Source organism: Actinomadura physcomitrii (assembly GCF_008923205.2).
In the GTDB taxonomy this organism is placed as follows: domain Bacteria; phylum Actinomycetota; class Actinomycetes; order Streptosporangiales; family Streptosporangiaceae; genus Spirillospora; species Spirillospora physcomitrii.
In genome coordinates, this window is record NZ_WBMS02000062.1 from 36164 (window position 1) to 50938 (window position 14775).

The 14775-nt window shown below is 64.6% G+C and carries 12 protein-coding genes; 4 read left to right on the forward strand and 8 right to left on the reverse strand.

Annotated elements, in window-relative coordinates:
- Positions 1-84: 84 nt before the first annotated feature.
- A complete protein-coding gene (locus tag F8568_RS43300) occupies positions 85-684 on the forward strand; it encodes an RNA polymerase sigma factor (RefSeq protein WP_151599977.1) in 600 nt (199 codons plus the stop codon).
- On the forward strand, positions 677-1726 hold the full coding sequence (locus F8568_RS43305; protein ID WP_236010060.1) for a CU044_5270 family protein: 1050 nt from the start codon (positions 677-679) through the stop codon (positions 1724-1726). The genes F8568_RS43300 and F8568_RS43305 overlap by 8 nt, the downstream gene beginning before the upstream one ends.
- Before the next feature lie 60 nt (positions 1727-1786).
- Here F8568_RS43305 and F8568_RS43310 read toward each other — a convergent pair whose 3' ends face one another.
- The 8 genes from F8568_RS43310 to F8568_RS43345 form a co-directional block, all read right to left on the reverse strand.
- Positions 1787-3004 carry a hypothetical protein gene (locus tag F8568_RS43310; protein WP_151599978.1) on the reverse strand — a complete coding sequence of 406 codons (1218 nt, stop codon included), beginning with the start codon at positions 3002-3004 and terminating at the stop codon, positions 1787-1789.
- Between the two features lie 33 nt (positions 3005-3037).
- The gene (locus F8568_RS43315) at positions 3038-4480 is read right to left on the reverse strand and encodes an AAA family ATPase (protein WP_151599979.1); all 1443 of its coding nucleotides are present in this window, start codon (positions 4478-4480) and stop codon (positions 3038-3040) included.
- A 228-nt stretch (positions 4481-4708) separates the two neighbouring features.
- Positions 4709-6277: an ATP/GTP-binding protein gene (locus tag F8568_RS43320; protein WP_328601302.1), complete on the reverse strand. Its 1569-nt coding sequence runs from the start codon at positions 6275-6277 to the stop codon at positions 4709-4711.
- A complete protein-coding gene (locus F8568_RS43325; protein WP_151599981.1) occupies positions 6274-7752 on the reverse strand; it encodes an SCO6880 family protein in 1479 nt (492 codons plus the stop codon). Before F8568_RS43325 ends, F8568_RS43320 begins: the two co-directional genes overlap by 4 nt.
- A 135-nt stretch (positions 7753-7887) precedes the next feature.
- Positions 7888-8904, reverse strand: coding sequence for a hypothetical protein (locus tag F8568_RS43330; protein ID WP_151599982.1), 1017 nt, complete (start codon positions 8902-8904; stop codon positions 7888-7890).
- 126 nt (positions 8905-9030) lie between these two features.
- Entirely contained in the window at positions 9031-10527 is a 1497-nt protein-coding gene (locus F8568_RS47380; protein ID WP_202126047.1) for a hypothetical protein, read from the reverse strand.
- A gap of 207 nt (positions 10528-10734) precedes the next feature.
- Positions 10735-11643 carry a hypothetical protein gene (locus tag F8568_RS43340; protein ID WP_151599983.1) on the reverse strand — a complete coding sequence of 303 codons (909 nt, stop codon included), beginning with the start codon at positions 11641-11643 and terminating at the stop codon, positions 10735-10737.
- A gap of 167 nt (positions 11644-11810) precedes the next feature.
- Positions 11811-12131, reverse strand: coding sequence for a hypothetical protein (locus F8568_RS43345; RefSeq protein WP_151599984.1), 321 nt, complete (start codon positions 12129-12131; stop codon positions 11811-11813).
- A 992-nt stretch (positions 12132-13123) separates the two neighbouring features.
- On the opposite strand from F8568_RS43345, the gene F8568_RS43350 reads away from it, so the two are divergent.
- Together F8568_RS43350 and F8568_RS50835 are read left to right on the forward strand one after the other, a co-directional pair.
- The gene (locus F8568_RS43350) at positions 13124-13723 is read left to right on the forward strand and encodes a hypothetical protein (protein ID WP_151599985.1); all 600 of its coding nucleotides are present in this window, start codon (positions 13124-13126) and stop codon (positions 13721-13723) included.
- On the forward strand, positions 13720-14292 hold the full coding sequence (locus tag F8568_RS50835) for an OmpA family protein (RefSeq protein WP_151599986.1): 573 nt from the start codon (positions 13720-13722) through the stop codon (positions 14290-14292). Before F8568_RS43350 ends, F8568_RS50835 begins: the two co-directional genes overlap by 4 nt.
- Positions 14293-14775: the final 483 nt, after the last annotated feature.

Here is a 14775-nt window from a genome sequence, read left to right on the forward strand (position 1 = left end):
AGCCGCCTTGGGCATCCCGGCGGGAACTGGATGGGGGCGGGGTGGCAACAAGGGGTGTTCTGTTCCGACGCCGAGAGGCCGAGCATGAGTGAGTCGAGGGAGGTGGACGCCGATGACGCGTCCGTCATCGAGCGGTCGCGGCGGGAACCCGAGGCCTTCGCCGAGGTCTTCCGCCGGTACGCCCCGGACATCAAGCGGTACGTGATGCGCCGGCTGGGCGCCGATGCCGCTGAGGACGTCGTGGCCGAGACGTTCCTGGCGGCATTCCGTCAGCGGGACCGGTACGACCTGACGCGCGCCAACGCGCGGCCGTGGTTGTACGGGATCGCCACCAACCTGATGGGACGGCATGTGCGCACGGAGGTGCAGCAGCTGCGCGTCCTGGAGCGGATGGGCACCGACCCGGTCATGGCCTCGTTCACCGAGCGAAGTGACGAGCGGCTCAGCGCGGCGGCGTCACGTCGGGCGCTGGCCGGTGCGCTGGCCCGACTTCCCGCCGGGCACCGCGACGCGCTGCTGCTCGTGGCCTGGGGTGACCTCAGCTACACCGAAGCCGCACAGGCCTTGAACGTGCGCGTGGGCACGGTGCGGTCCCGCATCAACCGGGCCCGCACCAAGTTGCGAAAGCAACTCGGTGCGACCCCTTCTGTGAACTTCGTCTGTGAGGAGCCCGTCCATGAATGAGATGACCGAGCTCGAGCGGTTCCGCTCGGATGTGCCGGAACTCGGCATGGCCGACGTGCGCGCCGAGGAGCGTCGGCTGCTGAGCGTGTTGCAGGACACGGCCCGGCGTCCCGAACGTCCCACCGCACGTGCTCCGAGGCGCGCGCCCCGGAGGCACCGGCTCCGGATCGGCCTGGCCGGGGCCGGTCTGGCCGCCGCCGCGGTGGCGGCCGGGGCCGTCGTGGTCACCACAGGCGGGGACCCAGAGCCCTCCCCGATCGTCCATACGATGCCGGTGGCGTCGGTGCAGGTTCTCGAGCGAGCCGCAGACAATGCGGCCAGGACCCAGGAACTCCACCCCAAGCCCGGGCAGTTCCTGGTGTTCGAGTCGCGGAGCATGAACCCCGTCGAAGGCAGCACGGGCGGTCACGAGGAGCGGTATCTGGAGCGGACGAAGAGCAAGACCTGGCTGCCCGTCGAAGGCCACTCCACGCGCGGCGTCGCCCAAGTGGAGGTCCTGGCGCCGAAGCCGTACCCCGGTTGGCCGATCCCGCCCGAAGCTCGCAGGAAGGTCGGGTGGAGCGCACCGGAAAGGATCGGAGGCGTCGACAATCGCGCCGAGCACCTCCGCAACGACTACGCCTATCTGAGCCGCCTGCCGGCCGACCCGGCGAAAATGTACCAGCACCTGTACACGGGCCTGGGTACAGGCCCACAGGCCGACGTAGTGGCCTGGCAGAACGTCGGAAACATGCTCAGCGATGCCTACATGCCCGCCGCGCAGCGGGCGGCGTTGTTCCGGGCCGCGGGCGCGATCCATGGCGTGACCACCGTCGGCCACGCCGTGGACGCGGCGGGCCGGACCGGCGTCGCCGTGGCGCTGACCACTCCCGACAGCGGAATCCGCGACGAGTACATTTTCGATGAGGACACCTACCAGTACCTGGGCCAGCGTGTCGTCGTCACGAACGCCGCTCAGGGAGGAGCACCGGTCGGCACCGTACTGACCAACTCAGCGCAGCTGAAGGTCTCCGTCGCCGACCGCGCCCCGGCGGTGGACTGACCCGGTGGTGGGCTGATCCGGAGCGCCGAGCCGGGGTCGGGGACTTCCTCCGGCCCCGGCTCAGCCGTCCGCAGACGCAGCAACGGCAGGATCGTCCACCTGGGTGACCGTCTGAACGGACGCGAAGCGTCCCGAGACGACGAGCCGGACGGCCGCGCGGAACTCGGTCTCAGGATTGGCGATGAGCGCGCCGATCTGTCCGGCCGCCGCCATCGGCTCCGCCGGCGCCCCGGGGCGCACACCGATCACGTAATCGGCGTCCAATGGGCTGGCCGCGGCCACGCATCCAGCGGGCAGAACCCCGTACGGCCCTTCGAAAACACGACATCCCTGGGGGATGAGCGAAGCGAAGGCGTGGACCACCATACGGGCGGCCGGACCCACGACTGTCACCGCCTCCATGTGCGCCAGGGCCTTCTCGACCTGGGCGAGGTGGTCATTGGTGACGACACCGGACGTGACGAGGTCGGTCGCTCTCAAGCCCGTGCCGTCACGTCGGCTCACGATGACGGACTCGCCGACGTGAGTGACCACGGCCCCCATCCGGTCCTTCGCCGCCTCCACGGCATCAACGGCCCTGCGGGCCACGGCGGTTTCGGTGAAACCGGGAACCTCGCGGATGCCGTGCTTGTCGCAGACCGTGACTCGGGTGCCGCGGACGTGGATTTCGGCGACGCCCTCGTCCTGCCACAATTCACCGATCAGGTGCTGGCCGTCGAGGATGTGGTACACCCGGCGGCCCATGACCTCATCGCCACCGGCCTCCTGGACGAGAAGGTCGAGCCACATCTGGCCGAGGCGTGGCCTGATCGACTCGGCCATCCGCGCGGCACTCTCCCAGCTCAGGTCGGGTTTGGGTGGAGGAGGCGAAGGATTGGGATACCCAGGGCCCTCCACGACCGGGCCCCTCGCATGGGCAGGACGAACGGGCGGCTGGGACGATTCCTGATCCTCGACCGCCGCGGCTGTGTTCTCACTTGAGAGCAACGCGGCCCGTTCGGGCTGCACGTCCGTAACCGCCTCACGATCGTCGAAAGCCTGGGACGGGTCCGGGGAGAGCATCGGCTCGGCTTGAGCCGACTCATCCTCAGGCAACGGCGCCATCTCCCCTTTTTCGAAAGCAACGACACCCGGTGGCTTGTCTTGGAGCTGCTGGGTCTTGGCGACCGCAACGCGCTTGTCCTGCGGATCCGGCAGCGCCTGTTCTCCGGACTCCTCGCCGACCCCGAGCGTCTCCCAGAAATCCAGTCCGGCGGTGGGCTCTTGGTCCATCGCCATCAATCAAGTCCTTTCCGGCCGGTGGGCCTTCGGTTACCGTGGCTTCAGGGCAAGAAGCTTCTTCCAGCGGTTCGCCGCCGACATGCTCGTCGGCGGCATGGTCGGCGGTGGCCCGAAGACAGGGTCGTCGCTGACGACCCGCATGATTCCTTGGAGAGTCTCGGCGAGTTCAGGGCGTACCCGGTGCCCTGTCAGCCGATGGGTGTTGACGGCGTGTGTCCATCCCTTGTCCTCGCGGATCACACCGGTGAAGCGCCATCCGCGCAGCATTTCCATGACCTCCGCGGGACCGCACTCCACATCGGCACGTGCCCGGTTGAGGATCAGCGAGATCCGCTCCGCGGGGACGGTGCCCTGCGGGCTGTGCGCGCTGGTGACCGCGGCCAGCCACGCGCGAGCGGCCTCCAGCGTCACCCTGTTGGGCTCGACGGGCACCAGGATCGAGTCCGCCTCCGGAAGGATCAGATCGGTGAAGGTCGCGTGGTGCAACTCGGCGACCGGCGTGTCGATGAACACGTAGTCGAAAGCCTGCCGCAGCACGGCGAGGATCCGTCGGTACAACGCCGAGTTGATCGTGGCCGGGTCGGCGCTGACGGCGTCCGGCGGGCCGAGGAGCGCGTACAGCCCGATGTCGGCGAGGTAAGCGAGGTGCCGGCGGACCGATTGCGGCGCAAGGGCGTCCGGAGCCTGCAGCAGATCGAGAATCGTCGGCGATCTCAGGCTGAGGTACCGCGCCACGTCGGCCTGCTGGAAGTTGGTGTCGACCACGATGGCCGAACCTGCCCGCCCCGCCGCATGCAGAAGCCTTGCCGTATGGACCGCGAGGTTCACGGTCGTGCTGGTCTTGCCGACCCCGCCCTTCGCCGAGGCGATCGCGATCACCCTGCCTCGTCCACCCCCGAGCGGGACGGCCGGAGGGGGCTTGGCCGCGGCGGCCGCCCAGGCGTTCACGGGTCCGGTACCTGGAGGGTTCGGCTGAAGGCTCGGGCCGACCAGAGCAGGACCGGGAGCCGGCTCACCATTGACGAAGCCCTGCACCCGTGGCTGAGAGCTGAGGATCGGAGCAGCCGGCGTCCCACCCGAGGGCGGTCGAGGAGCCGGACCGGGCGGCGGTCCGGATGGCGATGCGGGTAGTGATCTGGAAGGCGGGCCGGGTGCTGCCCAGGCCTCCGGTGGCGGGGGCGGTTCGGGCGGCGCCGCGGGCTCCGCGACGCCGAGACTCGCCAGCAGATCCGCCATGTTCAGTTGCTTCCCCGCGGTGATCACCTTCGTATCGAAGACGTCGCCGCGCTCGGCGAAGGACGAATGGACCAGCACGGTGAACCCGCTGCGCGCCAACCCGTTCGCGAGCGCGTTGACCTTCGCGCCGGGGAGGTCCTCCTCGAAACCAGGCGCAAACATGAAGGCGGCCGGGGAGCCCACCTTGCCGCTCTTCGACAGTTCCCGGAGCTCCGAGGCCGATGCGACGTCGAACACGACCCGAAACCTCCCGGTGTCCCGGAGCTTCCGCGCGACGCCCGGGTGCCCCGCCACAACAAGGTGCGGCGCAGTAGCCATCACAAGTTTCCTTAACGCTCCGTATGTCCGGCCCACAGGAGGACGAACAGTCCCCCGTATCAGACAGTGCGGTCGGCGCGCCCCGCCGCCATCGCCAGCTGACCGCTGTGGCGAACGCCTGGGGCCCGGCCTAGCGCATCTCGCCGGTCAGGTGCCTTTGGCGTGAGATCTTGTGGTCGAGTTGATCCAACGCTTGTTTGTGTCGTTGACGTCTCGTTCGACGGAGGTGAGCTCCACTTTGAACGGGATGCCAGGGCGGCCGCCCACCTTGACGAGAAACCTGCCGCGTCCCGGAGGTTCGCTGTCCTCCTTGAGATCGGGGTTCCAGGAAGGCGGTGTCGACCAGTCGACGATCATGCTCTGTTCGCGGGATGACAGGCGCACCACTTGGTTCACCATGGACATCTCCGCCTGGGGCAGGCCGCCGCATATCACCATGCCGGCGCGTTCGGCGAAACCCTTGGCCTTGAGTTGGTCGGCGTGGTCGCTCAACGACATCAGGTCGGCCATGGTGTGCGTGATCATCACTTGGCCGGTCCCGCGCTGCCGGTTGAGACGGGTGAGGGCGTCGACTCGGTCGACCAGGCCGCGCCCGGACCGCAGGACCCGCCACAACTCGTCGAGGACGACGAAGAAGTGCCGCTGCGGCGCCAAACCCTCGTCGGCCAGCGCGTGCGCGGCCTCGATCGCGCCGAAACCGTCCGACCAGCACGCCAACAGGACGGCGGCCTGAAGTTCGGCGTCGGCGTCGTCGATGCCACTGATATCGATGCAGACACCGCCCGGATTGTCCAACTCGATCGCGGTAGTGGTCTGGCGCGCGAACGTCTCACCCATCGGACCGTCCAAAGCCCCGAGCAACGAGGCGTGCAGCGGGTCAACGGCCGCGCGGTACCGTGCCTCGTCCCCGCGGGCCAGGGTCACCGCGCGGAGCCGCTCCGGCCCCTCATCGATCACTCTGATGAGATCGGGCAGGACCGGCACACCGCGATGACGTTCGTCCAGCACTCGCAGGGCCGCATTGAGAACGGTGCGCTCGGTGTCGGCTATCGGGCCCCCGCGCAGGATCGTGAGCAGCGCCGCCACGATGTTGAGCCGGCGGCCGTGCGCGTCGGCGATCAACTTGGTCCGCGCCTCCTCCGGTAGCCTGGCTGCCGCGGCGGCCGTCGCGCCAGGGTCGAGCACGTTCAGCGATCCGAGCCCGCGGCCGAGCTTGATGATCTGCCCGCCCATCGCCCGGATCAGATCGACGTAGTCGGGTTTGAGGTCGCCGAGCACCATCGGGAAGACCCCCTGCCCCACCAACCCCACCACCATCCGGCGAATGAGGGTCGACTTGCCCAGGCCCGGCTTGCCCAGCAGCAGGGCGGACGGATTATGAATCAAGTTCGCGCGCTGGAACCACGAGATCGGATCGCAGCAGAGCGTGGCACCGGTGGTCAGTTCACGTCCCAGTGGGACACCCACCATCGGTGTCCCGGAACCGGCTCCGAACGGCCAGAGCCCGCACACCTGGACGGTAGTACCACGCCACTCCGAAGGCATCTCCACGTGCGAAACCCGGCCCCCGCCGCGGCGACTGAATCCTCTGAACCCGGGTTTGGGTTCGGACTTGCCGGCCTTTTTCTTCTTGCCTTTACTCTTCGTGTCACCGGCCTGTTCAGCGGGTTGCTCTTCGGCGGCGTCGCCAAAAAGTGATTCCAGCGGACTGCTCACAGAGATTCCCTTACCAGCGCAGGAATTTGAATATGGTCGGGAAGTACAATGCCCACCGGCAGGGCCGCCGCGAACGAAGAGGCCTGCGCCCCGTACATCCGCCGCAGACGCAGCCGAGCGGGGGCCGCGAGCGTGTCGATCGCGGCCGCCGCGACCGGAAGCTGATCGGCCGAATGCACGGTCGCGGTGACGAGAATGGTGAACCGGGTGACACCCGCACCCCTGGCCTCTTCGATGGCCGACTGGTCACTCTTCATGACGTCGATCTCGTTCCGAGCGGCGCTGGCATTACCATCGAGACGGAAGCGCGAGTCCCTGCGGTCCCGCTCCACGATCCGAGCTGCGGAGGCCGGGTCGTGCGGCCGGAAGAGGAAGGTCACACGCTTGCGGTCGATATCGTGATGGGGCGCCACCAATCCGGTCATGACATTGGACAACACCTCACCGCGAGGAGCCTCGGACATCCCCCAGGTGATGGAATGGCCACTGTCGTGAATGTAGTGATCCCATGATTCCTGCGCTGCGACCGGCCCTGCGTCCTCCCAACGCAATTCCTGGTCCTTACTGGTCTCCATGCTCGACTGCGCGGTCGGGTCGTAGGCGATCCGCACGGCGCGGGTGAGTTGGTCCGCGGTCATCGGGCGAGCGGCGCCGGCACCGGTCATCTCCAGACCGGAGATCAACCCCGGGATCCGCATGCCGATCTCCCGCACCATGCTCTCCTGGTCACGGCGTTTGCCTCCCGGGTGCGGCAGGGCGGCATAGGTGACCGCAATGCGGGTGGAGACCCGTGCACTACCCACCGGATAGTTCCAGACGATCTCCTCGAGAGCGGCCCGGGCCAAGTCCGGAGCGTTCGGATCAAGATTGGCGTAGACCTCCTCCTTGAGGCGGCTGCCGGTGTCGGGAGCCGTCTCGATGGTCACGCTCGCGGCGACCAAGCCCGGCTCGTAGCTCAGCGAGGCCAGCCACTGCCCCCAGTGGGCCACCCATGCGTTCACCTGGCTCTGATCCACGAGTGCAGCCCCTTCGGCGTTGCAGTCGAATACCACCGTGTAGTGCCTAGTCGAGGGGATCACTACCAGGGCGAAGGGGCGCCCGTAGGAGTCACGGCCTTCGACCAGCCGAGACTGAGCCAACAGCCCGGGAAGGCGGCACGAGCCGCGCGAGGTGACGCTCAGTGGCCCCGAACGGTAGAGATGCCAGCCCTGAGAACGCCCCCACCACCAGTTGAACCGGGCAGTGAGCGACTGGAGGGCCGTCCGCCCTTGCGCGTCCTGAATGACCAGCGGAAGCATGACCACCGCCAGCACCACGATGCCGAGCGCGCTGGCCTTCGGCGACACCATGGCGATCATGGTGATGACGACCAGCCCGGCCATGAGCATCAAGGTCCCGGCCAGTCCCAGTCGCCCAACCCCCGGAGAGACAGGCTTACGCCAGTTCCCGTACGTGGGTTCAGGATCAGAAGCCATCCCAGTTCACCTCATTCCTTGACCTACTGGCAGCCACCTGGGCTGCCAGTCTTTGTCATTCGCCGGCACTGCCATGCGGGCGGTCGTACGTGGAGACAAGCCTCCGGAGGGCTTCCAGGCGTTGCCTCAGCAACCTCAAAACGGGTCGACAATAATGACAACGAAGGCGATGGCGAATCCCGAACAAGTCATGACGCATGCGACCATTAGCCAGCCAAATTCTCCGGCATGTGAGTCGACTTCACCCCGATGGTGTTTCAGCCCCAATTTGCCGCCGAAGATTATGATGCCGAACACACACCCCCCCGACACTGTCCAGACCAACCAGCGAAGCGCCGGCCGCAAGGGTTCAGTGACCCACCCGACATCCTTCGCATGACCTCGCGGCAAACTGAGATCAGGTCGGGCATTAATATCCGGCTTTTGATTTCTCGGCTTGGGTGGCGTTATGGCTTCTGGTCGATCTCCACACAATCTTGTTCTGTCCTTGTTGAGTGGATTGTCGACAAAAGAGTCGCAGAATTCCTCCAGTCCTCCCACGCAATCGACGGCGGCTTCGGCGCCATCCCTTTCCCATACACCCTGACAATAATCTCCACTCCTCTCCGCAGTTGGCCACATTCTATTATCGCTCATGTTGCAATATCCGTCCGGATGGTCGTAGCTCCGGGCCAGACAAACTTTGAACTTGTACACGTTAGTTCGGTTGTATCCTGGAATGCTAGTCTCGTCGCAATGACCACTTCCGCCTCTGCGCGCGCTGGCCACGACGATGCCGCGAGGGTGATTCAAGTCGACAATGCTGACTGTGCCGCGCACGACATGGTTGTCCTGGTGCTCGTCACACACTCTTACGCGCCCGCGTTTGGCGTCGAACTCAAAGCATCCTCCCGTGTTACCATTGTTAACAGTCCACATTTCATCCTCTACTTTTTCCCAGGGGCCGGTGTGGTCGCACGATTGCTTTCTCTGCCTGGCCGTTACCCTGCGCTCCGTCACCTTAATGGCCGGGAAGATAAAATTTCTGATTTGGATCTGGTTTATGAGGAGCGACTTGACCGTGGCGGATCGGGCAAAAGGGCCTGGTCCGGCTGAGCCGTAGCCAACCGTCAAAGGGGCGGAAGCAAGAAGGAGGCCGACCACTGCCCACAAGGCGCTCAGCGTAAGGAATGCGGCAGGCCGGACACGAATGCGTCTCCGGAGGTTCTGATTCCGGTCAGACACCGCAAACGCTTCAGGGTGATTGAACACCATTCCAGTTCACCTCATTCCTTGAATTTAGCGGCTTCCGGTCGGGCCGCCGCTGCCACTTAGCCCGTCGCTTCCACTTGGGCTGCCGTTCCCGTCACTGCCGCTCGGCCCGTTATCCCACTCGATGCTGTCCCACACTATGTGCGCCCCCTCTTCAAGAATGCGAAAGTCCGGATCGGGAACCCGATAGGGCTCAATAATGGGGACGAAGTCTTCAGCGGAATCGAAGGGGTCATGTGTGTCCCCCGCGGCGCTTCGCCCGGCGATGGGCTGGATGCCTGAGCCACTGGGGCCTGGGCCGGTGGTGGGCTGGATGCCTGAGTTACTGGGGCCTGGGCCGGTGGTGGGCTGGATGCCTGAGTTACTGGGGCCTGGGCCGGTGGTGGGCTGGATGCCTGAGTTACTGGGGCCTGGGCCGGTGGTGGGCTGGATGCCGGTGCCGGTGCCGGTCCCAGTAGGACCCGGGCCGGTTGCGCCCTGGGGTCCGGCGCCGCTGCCACGGCGGAAGTTGTTCGGATCGCGGATCCGCCACGACACCCACTCAAAGATGCTGAAACTATCAGCGCTCGGACCGAGGCGCCACCACGACGACCTTGCAAAGGCGCTGCCACCACCACCGTTCGGTCCGGTACCGATGCCCGTCCATCTGGTCCAAATTCCGGCTCCCTGACTGAGAGTCACAGATGTACCGCTGGCGGCGAAATGGCCGACCTGACGTATGCCGAAGGATGCGTTGTCTTCCTCGACTTCGGGGACCACCGCGCGCAGGGTTGCAGGCAGGGCGAACACCGCACCACCGACTAGGGCCAGGCCTCCAAGGCGATCGGCTTCGTATGGGGATGCCATCAGATCCAGTGCTGCGGCGTAGATCGTCGCGGCAGCTCCCTCGAACAACCAGAGCGAAATCCCTAAGCGGACGAGACTCTTATATGCGGCATTCCCATGCGAGGTGAACCTTGATGCCGCGACCGGCGGAAGAACCCCGACTATGATCAGCAGGACGCCGGCCCGAAACATCATCAGAATGAATTGGATCACTGAGGACACGAGCGCAGCCAAGGCGAAGGCGGCCACGAGAAAGCTCGTTCCGGCCTCATGGCCCTTGAGGGAATCATATGACCTAGTATTCCAGTACTTGCTCCAATCCTTCTGTTTCGGCGCCAGGTCCGTGATGACCCAGTTGGAATATCTGTCCATGAGGATGAATGCCAGATTTGCGATGGCAACCACACTGCACGAGATTACGACCAAAGAGAGGAATTGCGAGAATATTTCGCGGAAAGGCTGACCATTGCGTTGCATCGCAGTCTTGCAGGCCGCGAAAAGGAATCCGGCAAAGACCATCACCGCGGTCAGCCAGTTGATATGCGCACGAAGGTCGTAGAGCACGCCGCCCTTATCACCCGTCAGCGGCACTTCGTACGCGTCACTGGTGAGCCACCAAGTGAGGAGTGTAAGTAGGCTGGACAGTGCCCACGTAAGCAGTTTATTGCAGAACCATTCCCATACATCGTCCGGGGTCATCTTGAGCAATCTCCCAACAATGTGGAATGGAAGTTGCAAAACGTGATCAGATTAGGTGTTCCGGCGCTCCTCCCCACTCCGATGGGAGGTCTCGACGCGAACTTTCGCTCTAAGAATGCGTCGGCGAGAACGAACGCGCGTTATGGTAGCAGTCCAAATCGGGCGATATAGTTGCTATCTCGGAAGGGATATGGCTTGTCATCTGAGTCATTTTTTTTCTTTGCCGATGCCCGTCCACCTAGTCCAAATTCCCTGTCCCTTGCTGAGATTCATTGCGGTGCCCCCCGCAGCGAAATGGCCGACCTGACGTATGCCGAAGGAGGACATGTCTTCCGGAACTCCAGGGGCCACTGCGCGCAGGGTCGCAGGCAAGGCGAACACGGCGCCGCCGACGAGGGCTAGGCCCATAAGGTGGTCAGCTTCATATGGGGACGACAACAACTTCAGCGCAACCCCGTAGATCGTTGCGGCGACACCCTGGAAAAGATAGAACGAGATCCCCCAATGAACCATTCTGCGATACGCGGCGTTCCCATATGAGGTGAACCTCGATGCGGCCACCGGAGGAAGAAGGCCTACGATGATTACGAGAATGGCCGAACGAAAGAACATCAGCGCGAATTGGATCACCGAGGCCAGTGCCGCAGCCAGAGCAAAGAAGGCAACAATAAAGGACGACGATCCATCGGGGTCCTTGAGGGAGTCGAACAAGTGGCTGTCCCAGTAGTTGATCCAGTCATCGTTCTTCGGTCCCATGCCCGTGATGATCCAGTTGCAATACCTGTCCATGAGGATGAGTGCCAGGTTCGCGATGGTGACCACGCTGAGCGAGATGATGGTCAATGAGAAAAACTGGGAGAGGATATCCCGGAAGGGCTTGCCATTGCGTTGGATTGCGATTTGGAAAGCCGCGACCAGAAAGCCGGCGAAGACCATCACTGCGGTCAACCAATTGACGTGCGTGCGAAGGTCGTAAAGTACGCCGCCCTTCTCTCCGGTCAGCGGCACCTCGTAAGCGTCACTGGTCAACCACCACGTGAGAAGCGTCTGGAGGTTGGAGAGCGCCCAGACAATGAGTTTATTGCAGAGCCAATCCCATAGGTCGTCTGCGCTCATCTTTTACCTCTCCAGCACTGGAATATGGTGTTGGATCACCTGATCGGGCGGTACTTTCGTTCATCCATTCGCGGTGCTCATTTGGAACGTGCCATCGAGTGAGGCATGCGACTTGGGGAATTCCAGCGTCAGGAGCGCGGCTAACCCCGGCGATACCGTGCGTACGCTCAGCCCCCTGCGGCCCCGGCCAGATTGCGGACGATGGCGTACGCGGTCACGATGAGAACACAGCCGAAACCAACGATGGCCATGCTTCCCATGTGACTTCCGCCCTCGCCCTTCTTGTGCTGGATTCCCATTCTCGCACCGATGATGATGAAGCCCGCCACGCAGCAGAAGAGGGCACCCCACATCGCCCACCTGAGCAGCGTTTCGATCTGGTTACCGAATGGCGGTTCTGAGCCGTCGCCGGGGTTCGGGATGGTCGGGCCGGCAAGGTATGCCGCATGAAGCAGACCGGCCGTCCGAGTGATCACAGTGTCAAGCATTCACGCCTCCTAGGTGGTGCGTCGAGGTCCTGATCAGCCGTGCGAACTGAGCCTCAAGGGGCTCGTCAGCGGATTGACGAGCTTTCCGGTGGCATCATTCGCTGCAGCAGGCCTCGCAGCCGTATGTTCTGGGACACGCCTGCGGCCCGCCGTCGGACGGCCGGCTCGGAGGCATGGATGCGCGCAACGTGAGCCAACCGGTCCTGTCCAACCGGGTCGGACGCCGACCAGAATCGTTCGGTGCCTCGGCCAACGAGGGTGGAGGCGTCGACTCCTCTATTGCGTGAAGAGAACCAGAAGGCAGGAGCTGGGGCGGCTGTGACCAGCGCATTTCGACCGACTAGTGGCTGCTTGCGCAAGCGGTACCGGCACGATTGCATACCGAAGCCCGCTGACCGGGCCTGTCGCTGTTCCAGGCGCCCTGCCCCCGTAGCCGACGGACTCAGCGAGTGACCGAGATCGAATATTTCCTGAGATCGGGCCACGCCCGCCACTTGCATCATGGATGACCCCCTCTCAGAAGGGGGTCTCTCGTCGGTCACAGCCGAATCGACGAGACGAGCCACCTCCCGAGCACGGTTCTGCGCTTGTGCTGGACAGTCCGTAAGCCGCCGCAACTGGCAACCGCCCGAGGGAGAAAATTTGGCGCAATGGGGGAGCACGTGTGGGAAGGTCGCCGTGCGGCCGGTGAGCAGCGTGTAACTGAGCAAGTCCATCCCGGCCCCGGAACCATCCTGCGGGCGGCTGGCCTCTGGCGGCCCTTCGCCCAGAGCCGATCACTCCGGTCTGGACCGCCGTGTTCGCGCCACCTTGTTGAAGCGTGAGTGCCCATGGTTCCCGTTGAAGGCGTGCCAGGGTGACGGGTTGCGTGTTGGCGGGCCTCTCGGACGGTCTTGGGTGGTGTTCGTCGGGGGGACGGCGACCCATCTCAAAGGGAGAGACGGGCGCGAACGCTCAGATCTGAGCCGACCCGCTGGAAACGGAGGCAGGCCATGCGAATCGACATCCGACGAGGGACGGTGCTCATCGTGGCGCTGGCCGCCCTCGTAAGCGGCTGTTCATCGTCCGATGGCGGTGACAAGGGGTCGGACGCAACGGGGAAGAACGTCGCAGCGCAGGGCTCGGGCCAGGGCGCGGGAGCTCCCAGTCCGGACGGCATCGCGGGCGGTGGCGGTGCCGCCGCCACCGGCGCCCCCGTGGCCACCGTCACTTTCGACACCCCGAAGTTCCCCAACGGCAAGGTCGAGGTCGCCGTCATGAGCCTGCAGGTGCGCGGGAAGCTGGCGATCCTGACGGTTCGGCTGACGCCGCACCTGCCCCAGGGGTCGCCTGAGAAGACCAATCCTTACGAACTCAACGACGAGATACCGCTCGCCCCCGAGCTGATCGACACCGTCAACCTGAGGCGGTACGTCGTCGTCAAGGACAACCAGCAGAAAGAGGTTCAGACCGACGACGTCATGTCGCCCATCTACAACGAACAGGCGGGTGTGGCGACCTACAGCTTCGCCGCGCCGCCGGCCAATGTGCAGTCCGTGGACGTGCATTATGGCCACTGGCCGGCTTTCAAGAACGTCCCGGTCCAGCGGTGAAGACGGTGGCCGCGCGGGGCGCCGCGGCGCTCGTCGGCGCTTTCGCGGTGATCTTCTCCGGCATTCCCGGGGTCGCCGGAGCCGACCCGAGCGTCTCCGACGTGAACATCCAGGAGTCCGTCCGCACGATCGAAGCCGATCGGTATGTGTACGCGATCGAGGTCGGTCCCTTCGTGCGGCCGCTGCAGACAGTGGAGAACGACGGCAAGCACGTCACCGTGCGCATCTCCGCTGACCTCCTGTTCGACTTCGACAAGGCCGACCTCACCGACGCCGCGCGCAAGCGGATCTCGCAGCTTGCGCCGCAGATGAAAGACGCCGTCGGCACGATCGAGGTTTCGGGTCATTCCGATTCCATCGGAGACCCGAGCTACAACCAGGAGCTCTCACAGAAGCGTGCGGACTCCGTCAAGGCCGAGATCGAGCGCGTGCTGGGCGGCGGCAGGCATATCAAGGCCACCGGGTACGGCGAGAGCAAACCGATCGCCCCCAACCAGGTCGGTGGGAAGGACAACCCCGAAGGCCGGGCTCAGAACCGGCGGGTCGAGATCGAGTTCACGCAGCCTTGATGCGGAAGTAGGGCCGAGGTAGCCCTGTCGCTGCGGTTTGCTTTGTGCAGCCGGCTGTCGTCCTCATTCTGTCCTTTTCGCGTCCCTGGCCCCGATGGGGAGAAAGTGAAGTTTCCGTGAAGCACGGCCTTGGTGAAGACCCGCAGGATGCGGCCAGGCGGCTCCAGCGGTACAGCGGACGCTGGCTCTGCTGGTACGGATTCAGGACCGGTCACTATTGGGCGGTGACACGGTACGGCCGGGCAGTCCTGCTTGAAGCGACAACGCCCCAGGAACTTCTCAACGAGATGACGCGTGTCGACGTCTCTCATGGGATGGGAGATTCGCTTGTCCTTTCGTGACTCACTTAGAGCTTGTCTCATGTGGGCTGTTTGGTGAGCTTCTTGTAGCAGGTGATGGCGGCGGCGAGGACGAGAAAGGCGTTGAACAGGTGGCCGTGGCGTTCGTAGCGGATGGTCAGGCGCCGGTAGCCGAACAGCCAGG